Genomic DNA, 16,215 nt, shown 5'->3' on the forward strand with positions numbered 1-16,215 from the left:
TCGCCCCGTTTAGGGGTTAATTGCCGGTGCCAACGGCAATCTCCACCCGCCGGTTGCGCTGTTGGCCAGATGCACTGCCATTGTCGGCAACAGGGTTGAGATCGCCGAACCACAGGGTCACGATGCGATTCGCACCAATTCCGTATTTGTCGACCAGGTGATTTTTGAGGCTTTCCGCCCGACGCCGGGAAAGGGCGAGGTTGTACTCCGCGTCACCGGTATTGTCGGTAAAGCCTGCCGCAACCACATAGGCATCGGGATTCGTCTGCAGATAGTCCGCCAGCAGACCCAGCTTTTCCAGATAAACATCGTGGATAGCGGCGCTGTCGAAATCGAACTGCATATCCGGAGCGACAAAGCCGACCACCTTAGAGACCGGCCTGATGCGCGTATAGCTGGTGGCCTTGACGGTGAACAGGGCACCGCCCAGATAAAAGGGATAATCTACAAACAGTTCGATGGGGACCACCCGCGAGCAGGCGTTGACTTTGGACACCCCTTCCAGCAACTGCTTGTTGACCGCTTCGGTGGCGCTGCTGATCAGATAGAAACAGACATCATTGTCCCTGGCGATTTCTTGGGCGATCTGAAGCGGGCGCTTGGTACCCTTTCTGACCGTAAATTTGCCGTCGGTGAATAGGATCACCGCCGTTTTCCCGGTTAGACCGGCAAGCACTTTGCGCAGACCGCTTAAGCCTGCCTGCAGCATGGCCGGTCCCTGGCCTTTCTCGGGCAGGTTATCGATCGCTTCGGCAAAGCGCTCGCGGTTATAGGGCTGCATGGCGTAGATTTCCTTGAACGTGCCGGTCAAGGTCTGGTTGTTGGTGTACTCGTAAAGCCCAGCCTTGAAATCCAGCTCCGGCAACCAGGCGTTACGGGCTTTCAAGAAGGCCTTGGCCGCCTGGATTTTCGTAACCGGCGCGCCGGGAATTTTTTGGTTGGTCGAACTGGACGTGTCGAACAGGATAATGAAATTATCCACGGTTCTGATGAAATCGATTTCCGTGACGACTTCCCTTTCCATCATTTCGCGGGTAATGATCTCGAACGCGTGGACATTGATGGATGTCAGGGTGATCGCCACGCTGAGCATGGCGGCAATGGCAATGATCCCTTTTTTCATGATGATCCTCCTTTTTTTCCTGAATGAAGCCGTTAAACACGACGATGCCGCACCGTCCAGGCGATGGCGTCGCCGCTCGAAATACGAGCACGGTCATTACCGCATCCCGTCGATGCGCTCTTTGATCTCACTTTCCAAGCTTTTCCTCAGTTCCCGGTACTCGCGGGATCTTTCCGATGCCTGGTCGTGTCCGGATCGCGTCCAGTGCTCGATCGCTTCCGTACATTTCTGGTAGTCATCGCAAAGGCTCTGAAAGGATGGGCTGCTCAAGTACATCTGGCGCAAATTATCCTTCGCCGACGGGAATCGTTGCATGATCAGGAACAGGCCCGGATTGATCACCGACATGGTTTCTCCCCTTGCATATTCTGTTACATTTGTTACATTGATCATCTATAGAGCTTATGTAATATTAAAATGTCTGTTTTGAACACCTATTATAGGATAAACTATACTTCTCTTCCCGGGCGCCACGATCCATAAATTCAGAAAACTTGATTTCCTACAAAAGCATTGACGAGTAAAAAATAAATTTTAACTGGCATTACATGCGCTTATTATTCCGATTCAAAAAATTGTTCATTTTTCTTCAGGAAAATAATAATGATACCTGTCCGATGATTAGAGTCTTAAACTTTACTGCACTGTAGTTAAAGCAATAAGGAAGGTGTCATGCCCCAATTAATTCTTCCGCTGATACCAGAAGGAGCTACACGAATCAGCGATCTGGTGACCGTCTATCGAAGCGAAGATCGATGGACTTATTATATGGGGTTAACTCCGATTTATACGCATGCTGCCGATGATCACCGGCTGTTCAGGCTGATTACATCGATGATGATCAACGCCGGCACGTGCCGTCACAAGGATATTATCGAGACCTTCGGTGTTTCCAAAAGCAACGTCAACCGGGCATTGAAAAAGTTGCGAGAAGGAGGCCCGGAGGCTTTTTTTCAAAGAAAACCAGGTGGTCGGAAAGGCCATATCCTGAAACCGCAGGTGCTCGAGCAAGCCCAGGTCCTTTTGGATCATGGATTCACGCGTCACGATGCCGCTCAGCAGTTAGGCGTTAAGCTCGACACCTTCCGCAAGGCCATCAATGACGGGCGCTTGCACGAACACCAATATGTCGAAGCATCCAAGGCGAGGACGAGCACGGATAAATCATCGCGCAGCGCGGTGGATGCGGCCGCGGCCAAGGGCATGGGTACGGCTTGCACTCGGGTGATGGACCGGGCTTTAGCCTCGATCGGTCAAGGTGAAGCGCAAGTGCGATTCGAGCCCTGCCTGGATGTTCCCAAGGCAGGGGTGTTGTGTGCCGTGCCGGCACTTTTGGCCAACGGCATTTTGGAAGGCGCCGAAAAGCTTTTGGGCAAGATCCGAGGGTATTACACCATCTTCCAAATCTTGCTGGTGCTGGCCTTTATGACGCTTTGCCGGGTCAAGACCGTTGAACGCTTGCGCGAGAATCCGCCAGGTGAATTCGGCAAGCTTTTGGGTTTGGATCGTATTCCGGAAGCGCGGTGCCTGAGAAAAAAGATGGATACAATGAGCGAGGCCAATGCGGCCGAGGTATGGGCCGCGCATCTCAGCAAGCACTGGATGCAGGCCGAGCCAGATGCGGCCGGCACCCTTTACATCGATGGCCATGTTCGCGTTTATCACGGCAAGCTGACCAAACTACCGCGGCGCTATGTCACCCGACAGCGGCTGTGTTTACGAGGCACGACAGATTATTGGGTCAACGATGCCATCGGCAGGCCTTTTTTTCTGATCGAAAAGCCGATCGACCCCGGACTTATCCAGGTAGTCGAGCACAACATCGTGCCACAGCTGCTCGACGAGGTTCCCAATCAGCCCGATGAAAAGGCGTTGGCGGCCAATGCCCATCTTTGTCGCTTCGTTTTGGTTTTCGACCGGGAGGGCTACAGCCCGGCCTTTTTTGCCAGGATGTGGCGCATGCATCGGATTGCCTGCATCACCTATCACAAGCACCCCGCCGAACCGTGGCCGGAGAGTTGGTTTGAGGGAAAAACCGTGATCATGCCCAGCGGCGAGACGGTCACTATGCGTTTGGCTGAGATGGGTAGTTTGCTGGGCTCGGGCAAGAACGCGTTTTGGGTGCGTGAGGTTCGCAAGCTGACCGATTCGGGCCATCAAACCAGTCTGATCAGCACCGCCTACGATCTGCCGCATACCCAACTGGCGGTACGCATGTTTAGCCGGTGGTGTCAGGAAAATTTCTTTCGCTATATGAAGCAACACTTTGAAATCGATATGCTTTGTGAATATGGCGTCGTGGAGATTCCTGACACCGAAAAAGTGGTCAACCCCAACTGGCGGGAACTGAACCGTAGCCGTAATCAGGTGCAAAGCCGGATGCGCTATCGCCGGGCACGTTTTACCGAAATGACCATGCATCCGGAAAGCGAAACGGATCCGGAAAAATACAGAAAATGGCTAAAGCGGAAAAGCGAGCTATTGGAAGAAATCGACCAGCATGAACATCAGTTGGCAACGTTGAAAGCCCAATTGAAACAGACGCCAAAACACATCACCTGGGGGGAACTGGAGGACAAGGACAAGTTCAATCGGCTACTTCCGGGTCGCAAGCGATTGATGGACACCGTGCGCATGATTGCCTATCGGGCGGAAACGGCCATGGCGGCAATGTTGCTCGGCCCAACGGTGGATATGCCCGATGCCAGGCGACTGCTGCAGGGCCTGTTCGTTACAGATGCCGACCTATTGCCCGATATGGAAAATAAACGTTTACTCGTAAGGATTCACAATGCCTCAACGCCGGCGGACAATCGATCAATCGCCGCTCTTTTAGACAAACTCAACAAGGCTGAGATAGAGTATCCCGGAAGTAATTTGGTTCTCGCCTATGAGCTAGTAAATAGTGATGATTGAAGCTGCGTTGGTGTCATTTTAATTTTCACGGAGGTAAGGTGTTCTGAAATTACTTTAGAAAAATTGAGCCATGCCCAAAAAACGATCGAGGAAACCGTCAATCGTTCTGGCCAGAGACCCCGGATGCTCGCCTGCGGTGGTTCGCGAGCAGATGGCGCGGATTCTGAACTCACCGGAATTCAAGGCCACGGATGCCCAGCACGCATTCCTGCGTTACGTGATCGGAAGAACGCTGGCCGGACAGGCGGATGAGATCAAGGGCTACACCGTCGCCACCGAGGTATTCGGGCGGCGGGAGGATTTCGACCAGGCCACCGATCCGGTGGTGAGCATTCAGGCCAACAAGCTCAGAAGGGCACTTGAACGATATTATCTGGTGGCCGGGCAAAAGGACCCCATCCGCATCGACATTCCCAAGGGCGCCTATGTGCCGACGTTTGAGCGGCAATGCGCGTTCCCGGCCGATGACGGGCGACCAATGGATCGCGTTGAAGCAGACGCTCCGGAGAGCGCCTGGCCGACCGTTTCAGTCCAATTGTTTCAGAATCTGACCGGCGATCCGCAGTTGGATTATCTGGCGCACGGCCTGGCAACCGAACTGGCAATGGAAATCACCCGCTATCAGGACCTTCGAGTACTGATGATAAACACATCGATGCCGGGAAGAAGGGAGTCGGACAGCAGTGCCCGCTTTACCATTGGTGGCAATGTGCGCAAGGATGGCCACGGCATTAAGGTGGCCGTCAATTTGAACGATACCCGGACCGGCATCCGCATCTGGGGAGATATGCATCACTGCGAACCGGAGGCGGCCCGATTGATCGGTTCTCAGGAACATGTGGCCCAGGTGATCACCGCCAAAATTGCCGGAGAAACCGGAGTCATCTCCAAGGCCCTGTCCATCGATTCGAAAAAATTTGCGCCGTCGGACCTGCGAACCTACCAGGCCCTTTTGCGATACTACGAATTCCACGTTCAGTTTACAGCCGAAACATACTGGAACGCTTTTGAAGCGCTTGAACAGGCGACCGCGCGGGAGCCGCAATGCGGGCTGGCCTGGTCCATGCTCGCACGGCTTCATGCCATCAATCACTCCATGGCGCTGTTCGACCGCGAGACATCACTGGAAAAAGCCTTTGTCTTTGCCCAGAAAGGGGTGCAGCTGGAACCCGCCGATCAGCGGGTCAGGTTCATTTTCGGCCTCGTCCAGCTATTTCAAGGCAATCTTGCAGCCGCGCTCGGCGAGGCGGAGCGCGCCCTGGCCTTGAATCCCAACGCATTGATTCTGTATGACAAAATAGGCTATCTGATGACGCTCTGCGGGGATTGGGAGCGGGGCCCGGCGCTGATCCGGAAAACGATCCGTCTCAACCCTTACTATAGCATCATTGTGCATTACGGGCTGTGGATGAACTGGATTCGGCAAGAGGACTACGAACAGGCCTATCTGGAAACGCTGAACTTCAGAACCCCCACCCGGTACTTCGACCCGCTGATGAAAGCAGCGGCGCTGGGGCTGCTGGGCAAAATCGATGAAGGCCGGCAGGCCGTCGCCGAACTGCTCAAACTCAAACCCGACTTTTCACGAAACGGTCGCAGACTACTGGGTCATTACATCAAATTCGACGAGATTCTGGACCGCACCATCATAGGCCTTCGTGCATGCGGCCTGGGCATCGCGTGATTGCCCACAGCCGCGTCATCATTTTTCCGGTCGTCACCGCAAAGGGTCAGGGCAGATGATCCTTACGGGAAGAAAACCCTGGCCTGATCAAGAACAGGCCAGGGACAGATCGCCTGCAAAACTTTCCCTTGCATATCGGGCGATATTTGTTACATTGGTTGCATCGATCCGCTTGGGAGCTTCAGTAATACTGACTTGTTTTTTTGACCGCCTGTTATTGGATAGACCGTACTTCTTTTTTACAAGCCACGATTTCAACACCAATGCCCGAAAAACTGAGCGATGCCCAGAAACCGATCAAGAAAACCGTCAACCGTCCTGGCCAGAGACCCCGGATGCTCACCTGGGGCGGTTCGCGAGCAGATGGCGCGGATTCTGAACTCACCGGAATTCAAGGCCACGGATGCCCAGCACGCATTCCTGCGTTACGTGATCGAAAGAACGCTGGCCGGACAGGCGGATGAGATCAAGGGCTACACCGTCGCCACCGAGGTGTTCGGGCGGCGGGAAGATTTCGACCAGTCCACCGATCCGGTCGTGAGCATTCAGGCCAACAAGCTCAGAAGGGCCCTTGAACGGTATTACCTGGTGGATGGACAAAACGATCCCATCCGCATCGACATTCCCAAGGGCACTTACGTGCCGACATTCCAACCGCAAAGCATTGCGGCCGGCACAGTACTTTCCCATGCTGATCAAAATTTCGAACCATGTGTCCAGACAACCTGGCCGCGCCTGACGGTTCAATGTTTTGCCAACCTGACCGGCAACTCGGAACTCGATCCCGTGGGGACTGCCATCGCTTCCGAAATTGCCATGGAGATCACACGCCACCAGGAAATCCATGTTTTTCTGCAACAACCCGAGAGAAGAAAAAGGCGTGCCTCGGACAGCGGGGCACGGTTTGCGTTGAGCGGCAGCGTCAACCACGATGTGCCGGGCTTTAAGGTGAACGTCTTTCTGACGGATCTGACAACGGGGATGCAAATTTGGGCCGATACTTTCCGTGCGGATCTGAATCCAGCCAGCTTGATGCCTTTGTCGGGGGACGTTGCCAGAACCGTGGCCGGTAAGATTTGCGCGGAATACGGAATCATCGCCAGACAGTTGTCCATTGAATCAAAACACACGCCTTTTCACAGGCTCACTACCTATGAAGCCGTGTTGCGGTATTATGAATTTAACGCCCAATACACCCAGCCGTCATTTATCGGTGCCCTGGAAGCACTCCAGCATGCTACTCAAAAAGAACCAGAATGCGGATTGGTGTGGAGCATGCTCGCCCGGCTGTATGCCATCAATTACGGCACGGAGTTGTTTGCCGTAGACACGCCTATCGACGAGGCCGTCGGGTTCGCCCAGACCGGTGTCAAACTGGAACCGGCCAACCAACGCACCCGAACAGCCCTGGCTTTTACCCTGATGCTGGCCAATGAGATTGGGGCCGCCAGGGCCGAAGCCGATCGAACCCTGGCCTTGAATCCGGAATCCCTGATTTTTCTTGACAACATTGGTTATTTGCTGACCCTTCTTGGGGACTGGGTGCAAGGCCCCGACCTGATCAGAAAAGTCATCGATATCAATCCTCACTGTAATGCCATTGTCTATCATGCATTGTGGTTGGACATGTTCAGACAGCAGGATTATTATCAGGCCTATCTGGAATCGCTGAACTTCAGAACCCCCAATCTGTTCTGGGATCACTTGGCCAAAGCAGCGACCCTTGGCCTTTTGGGACGCATTCGCGAGGGACGCCAGGCTGCCGCGGAACTGCTCAAGTTAAAACCCGACTTCTCTCGGCGCGGCAGTGTGTTGATTCGTCACTTTGTAAAATTTGATGAGATCGTTGAGCGAATTGTTCTTGGTTTGGCCCGCGTTGGCGTCAAGGTTAGTTGATCCGCCGAACCCATATGGCTATAAAACAGGCAACCGGCACACGAATTGCTGCTCGTTTACCTCGGTGCCCCACTGACTGCCTTTATGCTGCTGGACCAGGCGAAACCCGGCGCTTTCGTACAGGTGCCGGGCCGCATGTAGGCCCTCGAAGGTCCAGAGATAAATCTGCGGGTATTTTTTCTCAACGCAAAAATCAACGGCCGTGGCAACCAATTCTCGCCCCCAGCCTGATCCACGCAGGGCATCGGAGAGGATGAACCAGCGTAAATGGGCGCCTTTGTCCCAGGCATGGCTGCCGTCGATCACGATGCCGCCTTCCACGCAACCATTTTTGACGACCACCCATAGCCCGTCACGCTGCGGGTCATAGGTCTTTAGAAATGCCGATAGTTCCGTGGCCACCTTGGCTTCGAAGTACAACCCGAATCCCCAGTGTTTCGCATAATAGGTGCCGTGAAGCTCGGCAATACGGCCGATGGTGCCGGGAATATAGCCATTGATGAGTGTGGCTTGCTGAGCGGATGCCATGTCGGGAAACCCTTTGGTCTCTGTAAGTGGTTGCGTGATGTAGGGTAAACTAAATCTGAAACTCGGAGGACTGTCAACCCCGGCCAGCCAACAGGAGGCAATTGTAGCTGCGCCAAACGGGAAAAAAATGTCGGTACCACTGGGATGGTGGGAAAAAAAGGTCATTGGATAAAGCGCGGCCGACTGATTACCTCTCGGCTGGTATTGATATTATTTGATGGCTATGAGTCGGTATGTCATTTGCTAACCGATCATGTCATGAATCCTTTATTTCTTATCCATGGGTCGCTATCTGCTTGTCCGTTGGTTTCTCACACGGCAATGGATGTCTCATGGTATTCTCATTCGAATGCAGGCCTCGCTGATTGCAATGCGAAAATTAATCTGAACATGATGAAGGAGTGAGCATGAACCTACCGTCTACCCCGTTTAACGGCCACCTGACATCCCTGCTGCGTTTTTTTGTCCTGTCACTTGCGGTTGCGTTATCAGCCGTATCGCCCCTTTTGGCCGCCGAGCCGATTATCGTCGATCATACATGTACGGATATCACCTTCATCCCCCAAAGCGCCATCGAGGCGGCCAAGGCCAATCTGCACATCGCTTACGGTCATACCTCCCACGGTAGCCAGATTACCACGGGCATGGCCGGCCTGGTGGGTTTTGCCAATGGCGGCGGGCTTGGCTTGGCCCTGCCCGCGGATATTTTTGACTGGAATAACGGCGGCACCGGGGGGGCGCTGGATCTGCATGATTATGCCATGGGCGGAGACGTGGGGTATTATCCCCAGTGGGTTAACAACACCCGGAGCTATCTGAATGATTCTGCAAACGCGGATGTCAATGTGATTATCTGGTCATGGTGCGGCCAAGTCGATTCAAAATATGCTGCCGGCACCCTGGAGAGCGAGTACTTGACCCCCATGGCTCAACTGGAGGCGGATTACCCAGATGTGACCTTCGTGTATATGACCGGCCATGTGGATATCTGGGACGATGCCAATAACAAAGACGCCAATCAGATGATTCGCGATTATTGCAATGCCAATGACAAGGTATTGTACGACTTTGCCGACATCGAGCGCTATGACCCTGACGGGGTCTATTACGAATTTGTCAATGACAACTGCGATTACTATGACGGGGTTGGTGGCACAAAATTGGGCAATTGGGCCACCGAGTGGCAAAATGATGAAAACCATCCCCAAGGGACAGACTGGTACGATTGCAGCTCCGCTCACAGCGAGCCGCTCAATGCCAACCAGAAGGCCTATGCGGCCTGGTGGCTGTGGGCCAGACTGGCTGGATGGGAAGAAGATGGCTGTACAATTGATGCCAATCAAGATCGTGACGTGGACGGCGAAGACCTGGCGCAATTTTCCATTGCTTTCGATGAAGACTGTGTCGAGTCCTTTGCCGGTGCTTACGGCAATTAAATGCTCCTGTTGGTAACGATGGTGAATGCACTGTGAAGCGCTGTGGGGGTAAAGGCATGAGAAAAAAGCTTCATGTGAATGTGGTGGATGATGCATTGCCCCCCTTCGCCTGCTGAGGATTACAGCGGCTGCCGCCCGCCATCGAATTGGTGAACAGGGGCTTTCAGGGCCTGTTTGAAAATCTCTCTGGACCGGCTAAGGCTTACCCGAAACGGTTACGGCTGCTCATCTGTAACCCAGCATGCAGCTGACGTACGGTTTCCCATCTCGTTTTTTGTCCGGCTCCAGAGGGTTCAAACAGGCCTTCAATATTTGACAACGGCAAATACCCCCCCACTTAAAAAATGCTTGAGTTTACCCTGCCGCTGTGGAACGATATGCAGCATTAACCCGATTCAATTAATCAATTTATTTCATCTCCGATCCTAACAATTTGATAGCGACTTTCTCCCGCCGGATTTATCTGACCGACTTGCGCACGCTCCTGACGGTGTTGTCATTTCCGCTATGAGCGGATCGGCGGCTCCTTTATCGCTCCCGACCTGCCGGTGCCGTTCCTGCTGATGATGGAACTTATGTATGCGGCCATGATCATTCTGTTCATTCTGCGTGCACCGGACAGGCAGACACATCTCGGATAATATTTTTTGAGATCCAAATAGCCAGAAACTAAAACCTAAGCAGTAATAGGCAAGTTATTGATAGGATCGGATATTTCCGATGCCCATGTCAGGTAGTATTATGTGATAAAAAAAGAACAACCCAAGGAGAAACCATTAATTTCGAATTTTACAATCAAATGTAAAGCGCGGTGCGGACATCGCCCGCAAGGAAGGCTGCGACGTGGTTATCGCTCTGGGCGACGGCAGCACCATGGACGCCGCCAAGGTGATCGCTGCAGCAACCCTGTACGATGGCGATCCCTGGAACCTGATTGGCCACGGACAGGAAAACTGGGTGATCCCGACCCAGGCCCTGCCCATCATCACCGTGCCGACCCTGGCCGCCACCGGTTCGGAAATGAATTGTGGTGCGGTCATCAGCAATGCAGAGACAAAAGTGAAATCCATCGGTTGCCCGACGCGTCTTTCCGAGGTGGGGATCGGTGAGGAACTGTTCTCACAGTATGCAGCGGATGCCGTGCTTGTCGTTCGCGACGAAGCGGGCAATCTCCCAGGCCGTCCTGCCCTGAGCAAGGCAGATATCGTCACGGTGCTCAAGTCCGCATTGTAACCGCTACAATTATTTCTCAAAATAACAGGAATTTTGATGGCTGTATCACCGAATTCAAAAATTAAAGTAAATAGAGACGCTTCGATACCGGCGTCTCCCAATTGGTATGTACTCGCGGTCCTCAGCCTGTTGATGGGATTTGCCTCGATCTCGACCGACCTGTACCTGCCCGCCATGCCGGCGATGAGTCGTTCCCTTCATGCGGATGCAGGCATGGTTGAGTTCACGATTTCCGGTTATCTCATCGGCTTCAGCCTGGGGCAGCTGCTTTGGGGGCCTGTCGGCGACCGCTATGGCCGCCGACTATCCGTGGCCATCGGCCTGGTTCTGTTTGTGATCGGCTCGGCCGGCTGCGCGCTTTCGGGCAGCGCCCTGGCAATGATCGGCTGGTGCATGGTCCAGGCACTGGTCGCCTGTGCCAGCGTGGCACTGTCTCGCGCGATGGTACGCGATCTTTACCAAGGCAACCGGGCGGCGCAAATGCTCTCAACGCTGATCACCGTGATGGCGATCGCCCCGCTCATCGGTCCGTTGGTGGGCGGGCAGATCGTTGGCCTTGCCGGATGGCGAGCCATTTTCTGGGTGCTGGTGGGAATCGGGCTCTTGACGCTTGCCGCGCTGTTCACGATTCCCGAAACCCTGCCTGCTGCAAGGCGCAACCGTGAATCACTGGGCCTTGCAATGCTGCGTTACACAAAACTCCTGCGCCACCGCCGGCTGCTGGGCTATGCGGGTGCGGGCGGTTTTTTCTACGCCGGCATGTTCGCCTATATTGCAGGGACACCCTTTGCCTACATCGACTATTACCACGTGCCGGCCCAGCGTTACGGGCTTCTGTTCGGTCTTGGCATCATCGGCATCATGGCAACCAACCTGCTCAATTCGCGTTTGGTGTCCCGATTCGGCTACGACCGTATGCTGCTGTTCGGCACCATCGTCGCCGTGCTTTCGGCCGTAACCACGGCGGTCGTCGTCCACACCGGTTGGGGCGGTCTGTGGGGCCTGGTTGGACCACTGTTCGTGTACGTCTCTGCCACCGGTTTCATTGTCGCCAACTCGATTACGGGGGCACTGGCCGACTTCCCGGAACGCGCCGGTGCCGTGTCCGCGCTGATCGGTGCGATTCAGTATGGCAGCGGCATCGTCGGCTCCGTTCTGGTCGGCACATTCGCCGACGGATCACCGTGGCCCATGGGCTGGGTGATTGGGTTCGCTGGTATCGGAAGTCTGCTTTCCATGCGTCTGCTCACCCCGGTGCCTACTATTCATAAGGCGAACTCGCGTCTGAGTGATCAAAAGGAGAATAAAATGCAAACCGAACGTGCCGATTGAGGACGTGGCAGGGACCGTTGGTGAGTTGATTCAGGCGGGCAAGGTCAGGCACTGGGGGCTTTCCGAAGCGGGCGTTCAGACGATTCGCCGCGCTCACGCCGTCCTTCCGCTCACAGCCAATCAAAGCGAGTACTCTATGGATCGTTCCAATTCCCGGTACGACCAAAATGCATCGCCTGGAAGAAAATTTGGGTGCCGCCGACATCGAGTTGACCGCTGGAGAGTTGCGGGTACTGAATGCAGCCCTTGATGAGATCGAGATTTCCGGAGACCGTTATCCGGCGGAACTCGCCAGAAAAGTGGATAAATAGCCGCTATTTACGGTTTAAAATCTCCAGCCCCAGGCGTCGGGTTGCCTGGGTGATATGGTCGATGGCCGCCGCTCTGGCAGCATCGGCATCGCCGGCGACAATGGCCTGGTAAATGGCCTCGTGTTCTTTTTCAGCAATCAGGGGCAATCCTTTTTTTTGCCTTGAATACCGGCGGGCGTGCTGAATCTGATCGACCAGTTTGGTGTTTAAAAACGCCATGAAATCGAGCAGGTTCGGATTGCCGGCGGCCTCGGCGATCAGGCGGTGGAACTGAAAATCATCGTCCGCACCATCCGTATCCTGCATGACGGCCTCACGCATCCGCGAAAGGCAGGCTGCCATCTGCTCCAGCTGGTCTTGACTCCGGCGAAGTGCGGCTAGGGCTGCGGAACCACTTTCCAAAATGGCCCGCAGTTCGAGAAGATGGATCAGGTCTTTGGGCTCACCGGTGGTGTGGTGTCCGAAGCGGAAGGCACTGCGTTGATGGCTCTCGGAAACCGTGGCACCGCAACCCTGCCGGGATTCCAGCAAACCATCGGATTTAAGCCGTGCCAGGGCTTCACGAATCACCGTGCGGCTGACGCCAAAGGTTTCTGCCAACTTGGTTTCCGTGGGCAATTTCTCTCCGGGTTTGAACACTGCCGTATCGATTTTTTCCCGCAGAATGTCAGACACTTGATCAGAGAGCCGTTTGGGGCGTTCAAGCTTGCTGCTGAGTGTGTTTTTATTCACGTTCATTGTTAGTTTGCTTGATTATTTTTAATGATATGTATATTATTATCATATTGTATGACAAATTTGCAACGGAATTGTCCTTTGAACAAACTTTCCTTTAATAGATTGACATTACAGCTTGATGGCGATGTCGAGCACGATGTCATCGCCCGCTGTCTGCATGCCACGGATGCCAGTATTTTCAACCGGCAGCCGACGGCTGTTGTTTACCCGAAAAACACGGTCGATGTGCTTAAGACGGTTGATTTTTGCCGGGCGCACAAACTTTCAATCCACCCGCGCGGCGCCGGCAGTGGTTTGTGCGGCTCGGCCCTGGGCACTGGTGTAATCGTCGACTTTACCCGTTACATGAACCGGCTCATGGATTTGGATCTCAAGGGAAAAACCTTTACCTGCGAGCCGGGCTACCGTTTCGGTGAGCTGGAAAAAACGCTTGTAGGCCAGGGGCTTTTCTTTCCACCGGATCCTTCCAGTGGTGAATACGCCAGCTTTGGCGGCATGGTGGGTACCAATGCGTCCGGCGCCCATTCGGTCAAGTACGGCAATGTGGCCGACTACCTGATCGATGCCGATATCGTGTTGTCGACTGGTCAGTTGATCACCCTGACTGATTTGAGCGCCGGACCTGTGGACGCCCTGCCGGATCTGTTCAGGCAAATTGCCGAGCTGTACCTGAACAACCAGGAACGCATCGAATCGAGCTATCCACCGGTACGCCATAATGTAACCGGCTATAACCTGCGCGGGATGGTCAGGGAAAACCAGCTGCACCTGGAAAAACTCATCACCGGTGCCGAGGGCACACTGGGCATCGCTGTCAGCCTGAAGTTCCGGCTTTTGGAGAAACCCGCGGCCGACAGCCTGGTGGTGGCATTTTTCGATGACATTGAGAAATCGGCCAGAGCCGTGCAACACCTGCTGCCCATGGGGCCGGCAGGTATCGAGGTGATGGACAAGTCCCTGCTCGAGCTGGCCCGGGACAGTGATCCGGTCCTCAAAGCGCGGATTCCTGCAGGGGTGGACAATGTCCTGCTGGTGGAATTCGACGGCCATACGGCTTCTGAAACCGAAGGCCTGGCCGTGCAGGCCAGGACCCTGATCGAGACCCACAAGCTGTCTACGGCCGCCCGCTTGGCCGTATCGGCGGAAGAGAAAAAACGCTTCTGGGCCATTCGCAAGGCAGCCGTGCCGATTCTCTACAAACTAAAGGGAGAAAAGAAAATCCTGGCCCTGGTCGAGGATGCGGTGGTGCCCACCGACCGGCTGGTTGAGTATTTCAAAGGCATTTACCAGATCATGGAAGATCAGGGCGTGCGCTTTGTGGTCTACGGGCACATTGCCAAAGGCCTGCTGCACACCCGGCCGTTGCTGGACCTTACCAATCCGGCGGACATTGCACGCCTCAAACCTCTTGCCGATGCGGTGTTCGAACTGGTCAGCGGCCTGGGCGGCGCTGTTTCCGGCGAGCATGGCGACGGCCGGCTGCGCAGCGCCTATATCGAGCGCCAGTATCCGCAGATCGTCCATCTTTTCAGGGACGCCAAACGGCTGCTCGATCCGCACAATCTGCTCAATCCGGAAATCAAGACAGCCTCGACACCCGACCAGATGACCCGTCACCTGCGATACGGCGCAGACTACCGGCGGCGTCCCGGCCCGCCGAAAACGCTGCTCGACTGGCCGGATGGATGGGAAACGGAGATCGAGCGCTGCCATGGCTGCAGCAAGTGCACCACGGTGACCACGGCCACGCGCATGTGCCCGATCTACAAATTCACCCGCCATGAGGCAGCGGCTCCCAAGGCCAAGGCCAATGTCCTGCGAGCGCTGATTTCAGGTGCTGTGGACGATGCCATGCTCTATGAACGCCGATTGCAGGATGTGATCGATCACTGCGTGGGTTGCGGCAGCTGCAGCCGGGAGTGCCCATCCGAGGTCAATATTCCCAAAATGGCCATCGAAGCCCGGGCGCGGTATGTCGAGCGCTTTGGCCCCTCTCTGCACAGCCGGCTGGTGACCGCCGCTGAAGATCTGGGACGCCGTGCCGGACCCTTTTCCGGTTTGCTAAAGCCTGCCGCCAAGCTGGATTGGCTACGGCGCACGGGCCAGCTTTTTACCGGCATCAGCGCCAATCGGCCGATGATAACGCCTGCCCGCCATTCGCTTTTCGATCAAATCCCGTCAACCGTTGGCAGTGGAAAACCCCAGGTGCTTTATTTCTCGGGCTGCTATGCCGGCTATCTGCGGCCGGCCATTGGCCAGGCCCTGGTGCGGGTCCTGGAGCGATTGGGAATGACCGTTTATACGCCACCCCAGCATTGCTGCGGGCTGCCCCAGCTCACCAAGGGGATGGTAGGTCAGGCTCGGGAAAAGGTACGGGCCAATCTTTCGTGCTGGGTAGGGTTGCTTGAGCGTGTGGATTACGTTGTAGTGACCTGCTCATCGTGCGGCCTGGCCCTGACAACCGACTGGCTCGATCTGTTGGACGATCGGCAGGTTCATCAGGCTGCCGAAAAAACGATCCATTTCAGCCGCCTGGTCAGTATGTACACGCATCGATGTGCTGTCCGGCCATGGCCGGCACAGCTTGCCTACCATCAGCCTTGTCACCTCAAGATACAGGCCGAACCTGACAGCAGCTTGAAAATGCTGCAGGCCCTGCCGGGCACCACCGTCGATGCCCTGGACAGCCATTGCTGTGGCATGGCCGGCACCTGGGGCCTGGCAGCCAAAAACGACTCCCTCAGCCGCCGCATTGGCCAGGACCTGATCGATCGTATCGATGCCACCGGCGCTGATATTGCCGTAACCGACTGTCCCACCTGCGAGATGCAGATGGCCGCGTTGGGGCGCCTGCCGGTGATGCATCCGGTGGAGGTGGTGGAGAAGGGGATGGGGGGCGGTGGCCTGATGATGTAGTAGCATAGTGATTTAGTGATATAGTTCTATGGGGATATTTGGTAGAGCGGTTGTCGGTTGTCGGTTGTCGGTTGTCGGTTGTCGGTGGAAGGTTGAAGGTGG

General features: G+C 55.0%; 12 protein-coding genes and 1 pseudogene. 9 read left to right on the forward strand and 4 right to left on the reverse strand.

Features of this window, described 5'->3' with window-relative positions; genetic code table 11:
• Positions 1–16: 16 nt before the first annotated feature.
• Entirely contained in the window at positions 17–1,123 is a 1,107-nt protein-coding gene (locus tag Dvar_RS13735) for an OmpA family protein (RefSeq protein WP_419662273.1), read from the reverse strand.
• Between the two features lie 96 nt (positions 1,124–1,219).
• Entirely contained in the window at positions 1,220–1,471 is a 252-nt protein-coding gene (locus Dvar_RS13740) for a hypothetical protein (protein WP_419662274.1), read from the reverse strand.
• Between the two features lie 324 nt (positions 1,472–1,795).
• On the opposite strand from Dvar_RS13740, the gene Dvar_RS13745 reads away from it, so the two are divergent.
• The 3 genes from Dvar_RS13745 to Dvar_RS13755 all read left to right on the forward strand — a co-directional run bounded on the left by Dvar_RS13745 (position 1,796) and on the right by Dvar_RS13755 (position 7,619).
• On the forward strand, positions 1,796–4,039 hold the full coding sequence (locus tag Dvar_RS13745; protein ID WP_419662275.1) for a putative transposase: 2,244 nt from the start codon (positions 1,796–1,798) through the stop codon (positions 4,037–4,039).
• A 70-nt stretch (positions 4,040–4,109) separates the two neighbouring features.
• A complete protein-coding gene (locus tag Dvar_RS13750) occupies positions 4,110–5,723 on the forward strand; it encodes a hypothetical protein (RefSeq protein ID WP_419662276.1) in 1,614 nt (537 codons plus the stop codon).
• Positions 5,724–6,005: 282 nt separating this feature from the next.
• Complete coding sequence (locus Dvar_RS13755; RefSeq protein ID WP_419662277.1) at positions 6,006–7,619, forward strand: hypothetical protein; 1,614 nt, start codon at positions 6,006–6,008, stop codon at positions 7,617–7,619.
• Positions 7,620–7,637: 18 nt separating this feature from the next.
• Here the strand turns inward: Dvar_RS13755 and Dvar_RS13760 are convergent, their stop codons facing one another.
• Complete coding sequence (locus Dvar_RS13760) at positions 7,638–8,147, reverse strand: GNAT family N-acetyltransferase (RefSeq protein WP_419662278.1); 510 nt, start codon at positions 8,145–8,147, stop codon at positions 7,638–7,640.
• A 407-nt stretch (positions 8,148–8,554) separates the two neighbouring features.
• Here Dvar_RS13760 and Dvar_RS13765 point away from each other — a divergent pair, with 407 nt between their 5' ends.
• The 5 genes and pseudogenes from Dvar_RS13765 (at position 8,555) to Dvar_RS13785 (ending at position 12,459) form a co-directional block, all read left to right on the forward strand.
• Positions 8,555–9,583, forward strand: a complete 1,029-nt coding sequence (locus Dvar_RS13765) for a hypothetical protein (protein ID WP_419662279.1) — start codon at positions 8,555–8,557, stop codon at positions 9,581–9,583.
• A gap of 786 nt (positions 9,584–10,369) precedes the next feature.
• Positions 10,370–10,816, forward strand: coding sequence for an iron-containing alcohol dehydrogenase (locus Dvar_RS13770; protein ID WP_419664109.1), 447 nt, complete (start codon positions 10,370–10,372; stop codon positions 10,814–10,816).
• Positions 10,817–10,852: 36 nt separating this feature from the next.
• Positions 10,853–12,148 (forward strand): multidrug effflux MFS transporter, encoded by a 1,296-nt coding sequence (locus tag Dvar_RS13775; protein WP_419662280.1) that lies wholly within the window; start codon positions 10,853–10,855, stop codon positions 12,146–12,148.
• Between the two features lie 4 nt (positions 12,149–12,152).
• Positions 12,153–12,230, forward strand: a pseudogene (locus Dvar_RS13780) (hypothetical protein); the annotation flags it as partial.
• A gap of 85 nt (positions 12,231–12,315) precedes the next feature.
• Complete coding sequence (locus tag Dvar_RS13785) at positions 12,316–12,459, forward strand: hypothetical protein (protein WP_419664258.1); 144 nt, start codon at positions 12,316–12,318, stop codon at positions 12,457–12,459.
• A gap of 3 nt (positions 12,460–12,462) precedes the next feature.
• On the opposite strand, the gene Dvar_RS13790 is transcribed toward Dvar_RS13785, so the two are convergent.
• On the reverse strand, positions 12,463–13,197 hold the full coding sequence (locus Dvar_RS13790) for a FadR/GntR family transcriptional regulator (RefSeq protein ID WP_419662281.1): 735 nt from the start codon (positions 13,195–13,197) through the stop codon (positions 12,463–12,465).
• 78 nt (positions 13,198–13,275) lie between these two features.
• On the opposite strand from Dvar_RS13790, the gene Dvar_RS13795 reads away from it, so the two are divergent.
• The gene (locus Dvar_RS13795; RefSeq protein WP_419662282.1) at positions 13,276–16,113 is read left to right on the forward strand and encodes an FAD-binding and (Fe-S)-binding domain-containing protein; all 2,838 of its coding nucleotides are present in this window, start codon (positions 13,276–13,278) and stop codon (positions 16,111–16,113) included.
• Positions 16,114–16,215 lie beyond the last annotated feature (102 nt).

The sequence above is a fragment of the Desulfosarcina variabilis str. Montpellier genome, from assembly GCF_048565275.1.
In the GTDB taxonomy this organism is placed as follows: Bacteria; Desulfobacterota; Desulfobacteria; order Desulfobacterales; family Desulfosarcinaceae; genus Desulfosarcina; species Desulfosarcina variabilis.